Raw genomic sequence first — 14,334 nt, 5'->3', positions numbered from 1 at the left:
GGTAATTTCATTTTAAACCTTAATCTATGATCTTCACTAATACACGGCAAGGAGAGAGGCTGCCTTTATCGCGGCAGTTTCGGATCTCAAGCGCGATTTACCAAGCGAAAAACTTTTAAAACCATTTTCGGTCAAAAAACCGATCTCTTTTTCTGAGAATCCACCTTCCGGTCCGACAAGCACGATTACCGAGCGGCCTTTCTTGACCTCCGGCAAATATTCGGTCATCATTTTGTCCGATTTTTCGTGGAGAACAAATTTCTCTCTATGAACATGGCATTGCGACGCAGCTTCTTCCAAATTTCTTACGATCGCCAACTCAGGGATTTTACTCTGAAGTGACTGCTTGACTGCCGCTTTTACAATGGCCGCCATTCTTTCGCGACGGAGATTTACTTTCTCGCTTCGCTCAGAATTAAATAACAAGAAACCTCGCGAGCCAAGTTCCGTGCATTTTTCAACTGCAAGCTCCAATTTAGAAACAGGCTTCAATGCAGCGATTCCGATATAGAATTCGCGTGCGGATAAATTGAAATTGCGATGTTCTTCAATCACTTTGCATATTGAGCTGACTTTCCCGATTTGCTGAATAACGCAAAGGCATGTGGTTCCTTCACCATCGGTAGCTAAAATTGTTTCGCCGGCCCTCGCACGCAGCACTCGGGAAAGGTGGAAATGTTCGTCTCCAATCATGGTGATGATATCATCACCATCCGGATTTCTGGCCCGATTTCTTGTTTCAAAAATATATTGCTCCATTAAATGGTTTCTCCAAATGCGAATATCCATTCGAGATGCCGGTCGCTGCCCCTGGCAAAATCAACCTGGAAAATCGTATCGTACGGCAGCAGAAGTGTTAAGCCGACGCCGTAGCCATATACCGCATTATTCCATCCCATGTTCAAATGTTTGTCAGAAGTCTCCCCTGCATCGGCAAGAAAATTCCAATAAAGAGCGATCCTATTCGATGCAAATTCTCTGATGGGAAGCCACGAAAGCTCGATATACGTTTTCTTCACGATAGGAATTCGCACTTCCAGATTACTTCCCAAAATGCTTTCACCTTCCATGACTGAGTTGAACATCCCCCGAATCCTTTCGCCATAACCGAAAAAAACATGATTGTATCTCGGAATGTCCGCCCCTTCGGCCAAACTCGAGTGTACTCTTGCTGCCAGGGTCAGAAAGTCAGAAAGTGGGAGATACTGGCGGACGTCAAAAGAGACTCTGCCGAAATTCACGATGCTCTCGCCTAATCCGTATTTCTCGAAAGTCACATCAACGTAGGTTCCCTGCGATGCGTAAGTTTTGAGATCACGGGAATCGTAATAGTATTCGAACTGGATAGACGCAAAAACGTCCTTCCCGTTCAGCGAGAGAGCCACACTGTTTGAATCATCGGTATTTCTTGCAACATAGTTATACGCAACCCCGACGGACAAGATTGAATAAAGATCGAGTCGCTTTCCGACCCCGATGTAGAAATCTCCGAATGAATCATCAAATTGTCCCGCGGAATAGGACGACCCGAGGCCGATGTTTCTCCCATGAGAGTAGCTTGCCCCCAGCCACAGCAGATATTCTTTGTCCCGGCCCATCGATGGGCTGCTGTAAGTAATTGCGGCGAACGGATCGTAGCCCAGCGCAAACATTCCTTCAAGTCTTTCCGCCATCCCGCGAAAATTGAGATCGACCACTCCGAGACCGGCGTACAATTTATTCCAGCTTATAACCTGGTCGCGAAATCCGACAATCGGATACGGCCAGACATACCACCTTTCTTCGACGTAGATCAGCAGGTCGGTGTGGTCTTTCGAAACTGGTTCCGGCTGCGTGAGAACTCTCGTAAAGAGTCCCGTACTGTAAATTCGCTCCCTAGCAAAATCAAGATCGGCGGCAGTCACGGAGTCCCCTTCTTTGAAAGGCAGTTCCCTTAAAATGACGTAGGACTTTGTTAACGTGTTTCCTTCGATGATAATTCTATTGACTATGAAAGGGGAGGTTGAATCAGGTTCATCAGATATTACGGAAGCGCAAATATTAAATGATGGTACAAGGAAAAAAAGGCTCGTGATGAGGAACCACGACCGTGCCATGATTACCGGGCCGGGATGTCTAAGGTAACCTTGGTTCCCACGCCTTCAATCGACGAAATGGCCAATTCGCAATGATTTATCTTCGCGAGGTTGTTGGCGATATAGAGGCCGAGTCCCGCACCCTGCTGCTGCTGCTTGTCCTTGTTGACTTGATAAAATTTCTCGCAAACTCTGGGCAATTCCTTTTCAGGAATTCCCACTCCCGTATCGGCAATCTCGAGCTGAACAATGTTTCCGTCCGGGCGGGCACACACCTTGACATTGCCTTCAGATGTGAACTTTACCGCATTGGAAAGTATGCGGCCGATTGCATCACGGATCAGAGTCTCGGACCCCATCACGCGAAGCTCATCCGGCACATCGGATTGGAACTGAACGTTTTTTTCAGTGGCGACCATCGCGTATTCCCTGGAAAGGAGCGTAATAGATTCCGAGAGGTTGAATTCTTTCTTGCTTCTTGAATAATATTCTGCCGTCTTGCCCGAATCGATTTGAACCGCCTCAAGAAAATCATCGACAAAATTTTTCAACCTGTCGCCACCCTGTCGAATCAGGCCGGCAAACTCCTTTAATTCGTCCATGGGGATCGGCGACTCGCTGTTGCCTATGATCTCTGAAAAGCCGATGATATATGTGAGCGGTGTATTCAATTCGTGAGACAACGTAGATAGAATCTGCTCCTTCAAGGTTTCAAACTCGCTCTGCATGGCACTTCGAAGAGAAGCGGCGCGTTTGAGCTTTCCCTTTACGGTCGTTACAAGCTCGTCGATGTCAACGGGTTTCGTCAGATAATCATCTGCACCCAATTCTTTTCCTTCACGAACATGCTGCCAATCGGAGAGTGCGCTGAGGAAAATGAATGGAACCGATCTAAGCTCCTGTACCTTCTGCACCTTTTCATAAAACTCGAATCCGCCCATCTCGGGCATGTAGATGTCGCTTATTATGAGATCAGGTTTGCTGGTTTCCAAGAGATGAAGAGCGTCATCCCCTCTGGCAGCGGACAATACCCGGTAACCCTCTTCAGTGAGTATTGTCGAGAATAATTCCAAATTTGCCTGCTCGTCATCGACAAGCAATATAAGAGGAGAATCGGGCATATCTTATCCTCAGGACGCGTTCAGGAGGAGTAAAATCACTTTTGCGGCTGTGGAGCTGATTCGACTGGAACTTGCGGCACCTGCTGCGCGGGAGGTAAGCTCCGTTGTCCTTGAGTCTGCAGGAAACTCTTTTGCTGATTTGAAACTTTGTTCGGCAGGAAAAACAAGTTTATGAAGAGGGCAAGAACGATGAAGACGGTACCAAGTATCGTGGTCATCCTTGACAAAACGTCTGCTGTCTTGCGTACTCCAAACATGTTTCCAAAACCAGCGCTCGCACCTCCGAAACCGCCGGCCAACCCTCCTCCTTTGCTAGCCTGCATCAACACAACAGCCATTAAAAGGACGGCAATGAAAATTTCCAAAACAACTAATAACGTAAACAAATCGTCACCTCAACTTTGAATAAATTTACGGCTCAAACGCTTGAAAATCAATCGCCCTTGGCCCGAGCTAAAACAACCTAATTTTCACACCCTCGGATGTCCACCTCGCTCTGACTTTGACCGGATCAGGATAGACACCGAACGGCTCTGCAAATTTGTACGGGAAACTTTTACCGCTGTAATAATCGATTCCATTATTGTGCTGAACGTACGCGCCCAACGTAAAAGTTGCCGCGGGAACTTCACCGATATGGAATTTACCGTCCGGTCCAGCGAGAGTCACATACTTCTTTCCATCGGCGCTTGCGGCAAGGACGACAACCTTTTTCCCTGCCGGGATGATTTCTCCTTCTATGTCGCCAAGTGTCGCAAAATCTATCATCCTGAAACTGCGTGCCATTACGGAGTCTTTCTCCGATCCGGCGAAACGATACCTTATCTCCGCGCTGTACCATCCAAGAGACTTGAGATCCTGGAGCGAAATTTTAAAGACCGATTCGGATTGGCGGAAAATTCCGGCGGGAACTAAACTTCCCGTACTATCAACCAGCGACACAAAAGGAGTATCAGAAGTGGAATGAGAAATTGCGGGCGACATGATCTGGCAGAACAGGGTATCATGAGGATTGACATCTCGAACGGAATCGGAAAAATTGAAGTAATATTGCGGCACCCTGACCGTTGCACTGTCGGGTTTCAGAACGACTGGGTTGTTCTCCGGTGAGATTTTGTTCGATTGAAGATCTCTTATGTTTTCGGTGGCCGTTACAAGATAGGTGCGTTTTAGAGGAAGCGGCTTTGCCAGACCGAGAGTGACATTGAGCTTGTTATCTTCTCGCCGGGCCGCGTAATCAACCGGGAAATCTTCAGCAGTGACGGAGTCGCGCACGTAGAAATACCGCGGTGATATAGAGGAAGAGTCCAACATCTCGCTGAACTTCAATAACAGTGTTCCGTCTTTCGCGAGGTCGGCGCTATACAACTGAGGACGAGATGTATCCTCAGTCGCAGGCATGAAATTCATGTCGGTGATACTCTGGAGGCTATCTGTCATTTCGATGTCGTGAGTCGCCGACGCGTAATTATCCATTTGAATTGCGTAGGTAAAGTTTCTCATTTGGTCGTCGAAACATACCAACCGATACTTACCGGCGGCCAGACCTTGCATGATGTATCTTCCGCTGTCGTCGGACTGCGTGACGTATTTTGCCAGATTCATGGAAGGTCTGAGTGTGTCGATGCTGTCGGTGACTGAGAACGCCGCGACGGTGTACGCTTGAGCTTTACCTGTAAAAAAAACGGTGCCGCTTATGATGCCGGTGTCAACCTTTGAGCCTGTGGAGAACACAAGGTTGACCGCCTTGCCAATAGAATTATTTCTGGTGTCCTGTGCTCCGGCGCCAATCGTTAAAATATATGTTCGGTCCTTTTCCAGCGGCTTGCGGAGTTTGATCGTCAATTCTTTGCCCGACCAGTCAAAGTCGATCTCTTTCGAGCTGAACGGAGGAAAATAGATTGCATTCTCCACTGCCCGTTCGGACATATATTTATCAAAACGAATTTCTAATTCGTCCGAATTGAAGTTCAATTGTTTTTGCGAAGGCGATGAATAAACAATTTGTGGCGGCGTTTTGTCTATCGGGCCGCCGGAGGGGCCGATCTGACCTGCGCAACCCGCGAGGATGATGAGAAAAAAAGAAATCGAGAATCCATAGAGAACGGCTGACGAGAGATTGGTAGATCGATTTACTTTTGCCAAGGCTCGAAAAGTTCCGTTTCAATATCAAACAACGCAAGAATCCTGGCCGCTATGAAATCTGCGAGTTCTTCTATCGAGGTCGGTTTCTGGTAAAATGCAGGCATTGCGGGAAGTATATGCGCTCCTGCATCTGCTGCGGCTAACATGTTTTTCAGGTGAATCTTGTTCAACGGAGTCTCGCGGGGAACAAGCACGAGTTTCCTGCCCTCTTTCAAAGTGACATCGGCTGCACGCTCGATCAGGTTTCCTGCGACACCCTGCGCAACTCCCGCCAGAGTCTTCATGGAACACGGCACAACAACCATTCCATCTGTCTTGAACGAACCGCTCGAAATTGTCGCGGCAAGATCCTTGTTGCTGTATTTCACAATGCTGCCGCTCATTACCTCATCGCCGTATTTTGCCCTGAAGGATTCAAGCATGTCCCCCGTCTTCAGTGAAAAATCCGTTTCGCTCTCAATGACGTAGGCTCCGTAGTCGGAAAAGACGATGTGTACTTCGATTCCTTTTGTAAGGAGCGCACGGAGTGTATGAAGAGCATAGATTGCACCGCTTGCTCCCGTTACGCCCACGATCATTTTCTTCCCTGCGAACGGGACATTCGATTTGTTTTTAGACAAGCTCAACTCTGCTATTGGTGAATCTCACCGATGAAAACTCAATGACACTTACTAAGATAAACGCAAAAAGATTCAGCATCAAAAGATTCCCGATTTTTTCGTAAGAAACAAGCAGAATAAACGTCACGAGAGTCGAATAAAGAAGCATGAAAATCAGATCGGCTATACTCTCCGAGCTGATCCGAGTGAATGGCAGCGTGAACGGCAGATTCTTCTGCGTGATTGAAAAAACGGTTGCGGCTATATGAGTCAAAAAATAAAATGTCAGCGCGACAACTGCGGACTCCAGAAACGAATTTCCCTGAATAATTACCAGGAAAATTCCGATGCTCATCGGGACGTGGACGATGGTTAGATACGATTTACGGACTCCCAGCACAAACTTGCCGCTGCAGAACAACGGATTTACTTTAAAAAGCCAAGCGGCGTCGTGGTCTTTTGAGCTCAATAAATTCTGCGACAGAAAATAATGCACCACGATGCCGGAACCGACAAGAGAAGCTATTGGCGCGGCATATTCCGGCGTCAAGAACCCGGTCGGCTCCCCGAAATTTACAAAACGAAAACCACGAAGCACCCAGAAGATCGCGACCATCACCGGTGTGGCGGCCGTTGCAATCGTCGAAAGTCTAAATGACTGACCTCTTACGATGTTGGAGAGAAAAAAAAGAAAACCTGCCTCCTCTTCCGAACTCCTAATGAAAAGTGCGTTTCTGAGTCTTTCAACAATCGCCGGCAGATTCATGCCCGAATCGGATTCATATTCCTTCAAATTAGAGATTAGTTTCTCCTGCAACGGGAAAAGAAGAAACAGGAGACAAGAAACCAGGAACAAGATGCAAGGAGTCAGAGACAAGAAGTTTGTAGTACTAAATAGGACGTCATAGATGGGAAGCTGGAACACCGCCAAAAGAATCAATGCCATCAATACCTGGAAAATCATCAACGCCGGATCGGCAATCCTTCTCGGGAGCAGTGCCACTACGAATAAAACAACAAAATAAAATGTGGCGGAGTAACATGAAGAAGATATCCCGATAAGAATTGCATCGCCAAGAAAATTCAACGGATGAAAAACAAGAAGCACCGGGAGAACTATGACGGAAAGGACCACAACGAGATTGAGGAGAATAACAGATGAAAGGGAAGCAAACCTGGATGCGGTTGTCGGCAAAACAAAATAAAAATTCTCTACGTCGCCGCCGGTGAAAAACAATTTCTTCGTCACAGCCGTCAAGGTAAACAAGGCAATCGAACAGGCAACGGCCCCGACCTTCAGCATAAAACTCTTGTCCGGATAATTCCAATTTGATACTGCCATAAAAACTCCTATGAGGAAATCAGGAGCGAGGAATTTCAAAACCGAGGGGGCTCGAAATGACCCGATTACCTGTTTTAATCGCAGTTTCAAAACTGAGAGCGGCATTTTATGGCGGTAGCTAGTGTGCTCGAATTCTTTTGTATGCCCGCACTGCCCGGAGATGCTGATCGTATGTACTGCTGAACTTATGGCCGCCGTGTCCGTTCGAAACGAAGTATAGATAATCCGTCCGCGCTGGATATAGCGCCGCGATAATAGATTTTTGTCCGGGGTTGCATATCGGCGTCGGCGGCAAGCCGATTTTTTCATAGGAGTTGTAGGGCGAATTTATTTTCAAATCCTTGTAATAAACTCTCTTCCGTTCCCCGAGAGCGTACTGGATCGTCGGATCGGCTTCCAGCGGTATATGCTTCTTTAAACGATTATAATACACGCTTGCTATGATTGCCCTTTCAGAATCGACGCGCGCCTCATCTTCGATTATCGATGCCATCTTCATCACTTCCGAGATTCTCAATCCCATTTGAGCCGCCCTCTCTCTCAAAGAGTCGTCGAAAAAAATATCGAACTCGTCGACCATCCGTTCCAGTATTTCCTTCGGGTCGGTGTCATAGTAGAAGTCATAAGTCTGCGGAAAGAGATAACCCTCTAAGGTTTTCGACGGGATACCCAATGCCGAGGAAGAAGAGTCGTCAAGAGCCAGATCCGCAAAAGCGGTCGAATCAATTCCAATCTCACGCTGGTAAACGGATGCAATCTGACGTATCGTAAGTCCTTCCGGGATCGTCACTGTCACAAGGAGGTTGCTCTTGCCCGATGCGATTATCTTCATGACGTCATAGTCGGAAAAAAAACCGACGAAGAGATACTTGCCGGCCTTGATCCTGTGTTCCACGGCAAAAATCTTAGCTACAATTTTGAAGACAAATTTATTCGTAATTGTGCTGGATTGAACAAGCTTTGTGTAGACTCTGTCTGCGCTCATGCCCCTCTCGATCGTTATGATCGTCCCCCTTCCACGCTCATGGTGGTACGGCATTACGAAGATTATTATCCATACCATGACAAAGGCAGCGACCATAGTCGCGGCGAATGCGAATAATTTGCTTCTTTCTGTCAGATCAAGGCTTTTCACGGTGGAACATGGACCATAAAAAAAATCTCCTTGAATTATTTGTCTGCAGGGAAATCCGCCGTTCCCCGGCACTTTCGCGCTCCAGTCGACGGGACTCGTCTATGATTCTCTCATAAACACGCTTGATGGCCTCATCGGTAAGTGGACCCGGGTTTTCGATGCTTACATTTTCGATTACCTGCTTTTCTCTTTCAGGAGAATATACCTCAAGGCCCAATTTCTCCTTTACCTTTCCGATCTCGTCCGCGTATTTAGCTCGTCTGTTGAGAAGCTTGACGATCCGCTTGTCGAGTCGATCGATCTTCTCCCGAAGCGATTTCATGTCATTCATTCTTCGTCAATCGCCGTCCGCAGACTTTTTAGAAACTCATAAGCTGTTTCCCCGCACTGAGACGACGAGGAAATTTTCTGCAGCAACGCAGAACCGACCACGATGCCGTCAGAATATTTCGATATGTCCCTTGCAGTATCGGGAGTCGATATGCCGAATCCGACCACGAAAGGCTTCCGAGAAAATTTCCGAACGCGTTTCAAGAAATCCGTAACATCGCTGCTCACAAGATTCTTTCTTGCCCCCGTCACTCCCGTGACCGAGACGCAATAGACAAAATCCGTCGATGCCTCGCTGATCTTCACAATTCTCTCGTCCGTCGATGTCGGTGCGGCCAGCAAAACGAGACTCAGTCCGGCATCCTCAATATCTTTCCTCACCATGTCGGATTCTTCCAGGGAAAGATCGGGGATGATAACGCCGTCGATTCCGGCAGACTTCAGCTTTTCCGGGAAACTCCTTCCGATGCCGTTCAGGAAAGAATTCACGTATCCCATCAGAATCAGAGGAAGTTCGGATTCTTTTCTAAAAGTCCTTACGAAATCGACGATTTTTTCAGGCGACATTCCGTTCTCGATTGCAGCTTGGGAAGCCTTCTGTATTACCGGACCGTCGGCAAGGGGATCGCTGAACGGAACACCAATCTCGACAAAATCAACGCCGGCTTTCTCCGCCGATCTCAAGACTTCAGCAGTTGAATCGCGAGTCGGAAATCCGGGCATGACGTATGCGCTGAGAATTTTCTTATGTTTTCCGTCCTGTGCAATGAATCCAATAACCTTCTTTATTCTATTCAACTCAACAACTTTCTTAAAGGGATAACTCGGACGAAAATGTAAGATTTGGCACGGGCTTCAACATAAAGTCTGAAATAATTCCAAACTTCTTGTACTTAAAGTGCGCTGCAATCCCAATCATGGCGGCATTGTCCGTGCAGTACAAAGGGCGCGGGAAAAAAACTTTCGCTCCGATCGAGTGCGCACGCTCTGCCATCGTCCCGCGAAGCTCACTGTTTGCCGCAACCCCGCCGGCGACAGTTATCGACCTCACTGAAAATTTTACGGCGGCTGCGATGGCCTTCTCGACAAGGACATCGACGACGGCGCGTTGAAACGAAGCACAAATGTCTCGAATGAACCTCTCATCAGCACCGTCGCCTCCGACTGTCCTTCGGGTCTGCTTATACTTCTCCGGACGGGATGCATTCTGAGAATCTCGAAGGAGATAAAGGACGCTCGTCTTAAGGCCGGAGAAGCTGAACTCGAAAGAGTCATCGTTAATAAAAGCGCGGGGAAACTTGAACGCCTCTGGATTCCCCTCCTTAGCGAGTTTATCTATAACAGGTCCACCGGGATATCCGAGTCCAAGGAGTTTTGCCACTTTATCATAGGCTTCGCCCGCCGCATCATCCCGCGTTTGTCCGAGAAGCTCGTGTGAGTATGGCTCCTTCACGTGTACCAGCATCGTGTGACCACCGCTGACAATCAAAGCCAGAAACGGAAATTGCGGTTTATCATTTTCGAGGAAACTTGAGTACAAATGTCCTTCTATATGATTCACGCCGACGACGGGAATTCCCCGAGATGCAGCAAACGATTTCGCAAAACTCAGTCCGACGATGAGCGAGCCGGCGAGCCCGGGGCCGTAAGTTACCGCGACTGCATCGATCTCATTCTTGGAAATGGAAGATTTCTTCAACGCTTCCTCGACAACTGGAACAATCATTTCAATGTGAGCGCGCGAAGCAAGCTCAGGCACGACGCCGCCGTATTCGTTGTGAACAAGCTGTGACGATATTATAACCGACTTAAGTGCACTATCGACCAAGACGGCTGCTGAACACTCGTCGCAGGATGTTTCGATTGAAAGGAGATTCATCAATAAATTATAAAATTAACGGTATTCATTTACAAGTTTCAAATATCAACGTTTTGCAGCTCTTTGTCTTTGTGAATGAAAGGTTAATAAAAATTTATTTCTACATAAAGGCATTTCAAGCTTAAACTCACCATACAGTGTTGCTGTCGAAAATTATGACCAAACAATATGGATGCTCAACCCGATATATCAAAACTTGTTCATACGACACGTAAAGAAAGGATGACGACGATGAAAACCCTCATCACTGCCATTTTTGTGGCATTGGCAATCTCCGGCATCTCCATGGCACAGGAACAAACGACTCAACCACCGGTAAGACCTAAGGTGGCACAACGGCAAATCAATCAGCAAAAGCGGATCAGGCAGGGCGTGAAAAGTGGCCAGCTGACAAAGGGCGAAACTCGAAACCTCGAGCGGCAACAAGCCCGAATCCAGAGAACAAAGCAAATGGACAAAGCGGAACACGGCGGCAAACTGACTCCAAGAAATAAGGCGCAACTGAATCGCATGCAGAATCGGGCCGGCCGCCATATCTATCGCGAAAAACACAACGCGAGAGTGCAGAAGTAACTTCATGTAGAATTAGCACTGTGGATCACTCCAAAACTGAGCCACAGTCTCAAGACGGCAGCAGCCGCTCGACCGCATTGCAACGGAGGTCACTCCGCCATTATTCGCACTCTTCTGCGGCCGGATTTTCCTCCGATCCTCCAATCTGAATTTTCAGAACGTGAAATCAAGTTGGATCATGGGAGAGATGAGCCATTCCGGATTGGATGTATTCAACGAACTCGGAGAAATAAATTGGCATCCTAGCACTATTCGGTTCCACTCTCCGATGTCGAGAAAGAGACCCGGCGTAAGACTGATGAAGCTTACCGATTGCGAAACATCTCCCTGCTCCTGCCCCGAAAGCACATCGTTATCAACGAGTGATGTCGAGCCGTACCCTATTCTCACAAATCCATTCACGGGCGAGCTATGGAACTTCGTGTTCAAAGTAAGATTCACGTAAAAGTTGACATTCGAGCGGTTGCCATTCGAGCTGAAGGAATACAAATACTTGACACTGTCTTCTCCACCGAAAATGTAATGATCGACTTCGTACTTGTCGAAAGTCGCTCGGTACCAGATATTTTCCCACTGAAGTCCCGCCTCAAGTCGACCGCCGCTATTTTCTCCATCGAAGCATAATCCAAGCCCGAGGTCCCACTCAAAAAAATGTTTCCCGTCAACCTGGGAATAATTCCCTCCGGCGGAGAATGAGATAATTTTCGACAGGCCGTAGTCAGCACTCAGGCCCGCCACGTAAGAGGGGAAGTTCCATCGAAGGTTGGTTGTCGTATCATACTGAGGGAGACTGGAGATTTCCTTGTTCGTTCCAATTTGCAGGACACCATCCAGGTTTCTTTTAGGCATAAGCTCGAAGACCGGAGTTAGACGTAAATGCCCCGACATATCGTTATCATTAACACGAATCGGAACCTGGTGCACCTGTCCGTCAACACTTAGATTGTTCAACTGGACAACCTGTTCGGCGACATAGCAGCCTGCGAACAAAAAGGCAAGCATACAAATAAGCCCAATAGCGAAATGAACTGCCACGTCCATGTGGAGTCGTTTTGCTTTTTTCATATCAACCTCCCTTTAGCTTCTTCAGCAATCTAACTCCCGTTGTGCAAAAAAAGCAAACCGTATCTTGCTTGAAGCAAAGCTCCCGGGAATAGAATCAATACAACCAATTGAAGGAGTACCGCCTCATGGATTTCAAGCAACCTTGCGAAGGTTCAAAACCTTCGCAAGGTTCATACATGATTAGATCAGAATGTATAACTGTGTGCTGTTTGGTCCATAGCGTTGCCAGCAAGATCTATCACCCCCACTGCATCTATGGTATAACCAACCGGTAGTGCTGCGCTCGTGGTTACGGAAAGCTCAACAACGTAGTTGCCGCCTGAATAACCGACGTAGTTCGCGGCAGTCTTCGTGAAAGTAACCGTGCCTGTATTCACGATCGAATAACTACTGACTTTTTCCGCCTCGGAGACGTCTAATGGTTCCGAAAAGCTCAACGTGTAAATCCAGTTGTTCGTGCCGCCGGCAGGAGCAACTGTCGCGTTGAGCAATCTCGGATTAACATTATCAGTAACCGTGACGACGGCGCTCGCCTGAGTCTCAACGAGATCTTTACTGACGGCGGTCACTTTATAACTGACCGAGCCTGCACTCAGAGGGTTGGTCGCACCAAGCGGCACAACGAGCGAACCGATATTTTCCGAGAATTGAATTGCATAGACGTCATTTGCATCCAGCTGGTAAGGACTTCCATTTACGCTCCTGTAAACGTTATAGCTTCTTGCGTTTACATCATAGCTCCACTCCAGGCCAACGGCTCCTCCATCGTAATCGAGATTACCGAAATAACCTGGTACGTATCGACGAGAGACAGCCGGCACAGCCGGCATAGGCGAACCGCCGCTCGTGGTGAAGTTAAGAACCTCGAAATCGCCGATGATCTGCGGATTATTGACCAGCACATTACCGGCGGCATCGGTAATCTTTCCAGAGTTAAATACTGTAGTCATGTCGAGACTGTACCGTGCCGAGCCAACGAGGCCTTGAGGCGAAATCGTGAGCTGGCTATGTGTCGGATCCCACTGCATTGAAAAATTGACTGCGGCATCTGTTTTCTTCATCCCGACGAAGTTCAGCACTATGTCATCAAGCATCGTATGGTTGCCGATCGGAGTTGAAGCGTCAACCTCCGTATACACGGTTTGTTTGATCGGCTCCGAGAATGTGTAGACAATCTGAAGATTAGTCGGAGAAATATCAAAGTTATTCTCCGGGCTTATTCCGATGACGAACGGACTTGTGTCGTCAGATGGTACGAGCATGATCCGTTCCGCAGAAACTTCGACGCGAAGAGGATCGGTCGTTACGTTCGGAGGAAGTGTGAGATTGCCAGGAAGCTGTCCCTGCAGAGAGCCGTCTGAGCTGATCGACTTTATGTTAACCGTCAAGCCGTTATCCACATTTATGAATTGATATGATCCATCCGCAGCCGTTGAGGTTTGAGCCATGACAACTCCTGGATTCACACTTTCATCCCACAATGAGACCAAAGCACCCGAGACAGGCTCCATGTTTTGATTCACTACCTCTCCTTTCACCGTCGTATTCAGATAAGATATGTTGAGCAGCATGGCTCCCACCATATCATCTACTGCTGAAGAGTCGCCCTTTATAAGAGAGGTAAACGAAATTGTTGCCGTTCTATAGTAATAATCCCGGTATTTTTTTGTCGAATCCTTCTGCGAAGAATTATATTTGGCCATCGAAATCGTTACGGTATAAGAACCGGAGAATATCGCCCCGGCGCCCGCGACCTGATACTGTCCTGCCGGGACACCGGAAAAAGAAAATTGTCCCGCACTGTCGGAGGTGGTTGATTGAACCGTACCATCATATCCAATCGACACCTTTGCAAGAGGCACCGGCTCATTTGTAACCCAGTTCCGAATAAGACCTGTGATAGTTCCCTTCGGCTGGGTGGTTTGTCCGGATGGAGATAGTGGCGTAGAAGAATTCTTGCTGCATCCCGCCATCGAGACAATCACAATCAGAACAATCAGTTTTAAAAGTGATAAATAATGCTTAACCATGATATAGCCTCCAATATTTTTGGTGATTCGATTAAATGAA

General features: G+C 47.6%; 14 protein-coding genes. 1 reads left to right on the top strand and 13 read right to left on the bottom strand.

The genetic code is table 11. The features are described 5' to 3' along the window. Window positions 1-36: 36 nt before the first annotated feature. The 11 genes from VLX91_12430 to tsaD all read right to left on the bottom strand — a co-directional run bounded on the left by VLX91_12430 (window position 37) and on the right by tsaD (window position 10,626). The gene (locus VLX91_12430; GenBank protein ID HUI31012.1) at window positions 37-759 is read right to left on the bottom strand and encodes an RsmE family RNA methyltransferase; all 723 of its coding nucleotides are present in this window, start codon (window positions 757-759) and stop codon (window positions 37-39) included. Further along, window positions 759-2,096, bottom strand: a complete 1,338-nt coding sequence (locus VLX91_12425; protein ID HUI31011.1) for a BamA/TamA family outer membrane protein — start codon at window positions 2,094-2,096, stop codon at window positions 759-761. The genes VLX91_12430 and VLX91_12425 overlap by 1 nt, the downstream gene beginning before the upstream one ends. 2 nt (window positions 2,097-2,098) lie before the next feature. Further along, the gene (locus tag VLX91_12420; protein ID HUI31010.1) at window positions 2,099-3,196 is read right to left on the bottom strand and encodes a response regulator; all 1,098 of its coding nucleotides are present in this window, start codon (window positions 3,194-3,196) and stop codon (window positions 2,099-2,101) included. Window positions 3,197-3,231: 35 nt separating this feature from the next. Further along, the gene (gene secG, locus VLX91_12415; protein ID HUI31009.1) at window positions 3,232-3,582 is read right to left on the bottom strand and encodes a preprotein translocase subunit SecG; all 351 of its coding nucleotides are present in this window, start codon (window positions 3,580-3,582) and stop codon (window positions 3,232-3,234) included. Window positions 3,583-3,649: 67 nt separating this feature from the next. Then, window positions 3,650-5,341 carry an Ig-like domain-containing protein gene (locus tag VLX91_12410; GenBank protein HUI31008.1) on the bottom strand — a complete coding sequence of 564 codons (1,692 nt, stop codon included), beginning with the start codon at window positions 5,339-5,341 and terminating at the stop codon, window positions 3,650-3,652. Then, complete coding sequence (locus tag VLX91_12405) at window positions 5,329-5,961, bottom strand: flavin prenyltransferase UbiX (protein HUI31007.1); 633 nt, start codon at window positions 5,959-5,961, stop codon at window positions 5,329-5,331. The genes VLX91_12410 and VLX91_12405 overlap by 13 nt, the downstream gene beginning before the upstream one ends. Then, window positions 5,954-7,282: a hypothetical protein gene (locus tag VLX91_12400; GenBank protein HUI31006.1), complete on the bottom strand. Its 1,329-nt coding sequence runs from the start codon at window positions 7,280-7,282 to the stop codon at window positions 5,954-5,956. Before VLX91_12400 ends, VLX91_12405 begins: the two co-directional genes overlap by 8 nt. A gap of 118 nt (window positions 7,283-7,400) precedes the next feature. After that, window positions 7,401-8,417, bottom strand: a complete 1,017-nt coding sequence (gene mltG / locus VLX91_12395) for an endolytic transglycosylase MltG (GenBank protein ID HUI31005.1) — start codon at window positions 8,415-8,417, stop codon at window positions 7,401-7,403. Then, on the bottom strand, window positions 8,404-8,748 hold the full coding sequence (gene pheA / locus VLX91_12390; GenBank protein HUI31004.1) for a chorismate mutase: 345 nt from the start codon (window positions 8,746-8,748) through the stop codon (window positions 8,404-8,406). Before pheA ends, mltG begins: the two co-directional genes overlap by 14 nt. Continuing rightward, the gene (gene trpA / locus VLX91_12385; protein HUI31003.1) at window positions 8,745-9,545 is read right to left on the bottom strand and encodes a tryptophan synthase subunit alpha; all 801 of its coding nucleotides are present in this window, start codon (window positions 9,543-9,545) and stop codon (window positions 8,745-8,747) included. Before trpA ends, pheA begins: the two co-directional genes overlap by 4 nt. Window positions 9,546-9,558: 13 nt before the next feature. Continuing rightward, a complete protein-coding gene (gene tsaD / locus VLX91_12380) occupies window positions 9,559-10,626 on the bottom strand; it encodes a tRNA (adenosine(37)-N6)-threonylcarbamoyltransferase complex transferase subunit TsaD (protein ID HUI31002.1) in 1,068 nt (355 codons plus the stop codon). A 231-nt stretch (window positions 10,627-10,857) separates the two neighbouring features. Here tsaD and VLX91_12375 point away from each other — a divergent pair, with 231 nt between their 5' ends. Then, on the top strand, window positions 10,858-11,199 hold the full coding sequence (locus VLX91_12375) for a hypothetical protein (GenBank protein ID HUI31001.1): 342 nt from the start codon (window positions 10,858-10,860) through the stop codon (window positions 11,197-11,199). Window positions 11,200-11,352: 153 nt separating this feature from the next. On the opposite strand, the gene VLX91_12370 is transcribed toward VLX91_12375, so the two are convergent. Together VLX91_12370 and VLX91_12365 are read right to left on the bottom strand one after the other, a co-directional pair. Next, window positions 11,353-12,264 carry a hypothetical protein gene (locus tag VLX91_12370; protein ID HUI31000.1) on the bottom strand — a complete coding sequence of 304 codons (912 nt, stop codon included), beginning with the start codon at window positions 12,262-12,264 and terminating at the stop codon, window positions 11,353-11,355. 185 nt (window positions 12,265-12,449) lie between these two features. Further along, complete coding sequence (locus VLX91_12365) at window positions 12,450-14,294, bottom strand: carboxypeptidase regulatory-like domain-containing protein (protein HUI30999.1); 1,845 nt, start codon at window positions 14,292-14,294, stop codon at window positions 12,450-12,452. Between the last annotated feature and the right edge of the window lie 40 nt (window positions 14,295-14,334).

It is taken from the genome of Candidatus Acidiferrales bacterium, assembly GCA_035515795.1.
Classification (GTDB): Bacteria; Bacteroidota; Ignavibacteria; order Kryptoniales; family JAKASW01; genus JAKASW01.
Note: the sequence above shows the minus strand (reverse complement) of the source record. Positions and strands in the feature narration are given on the sequence as shown.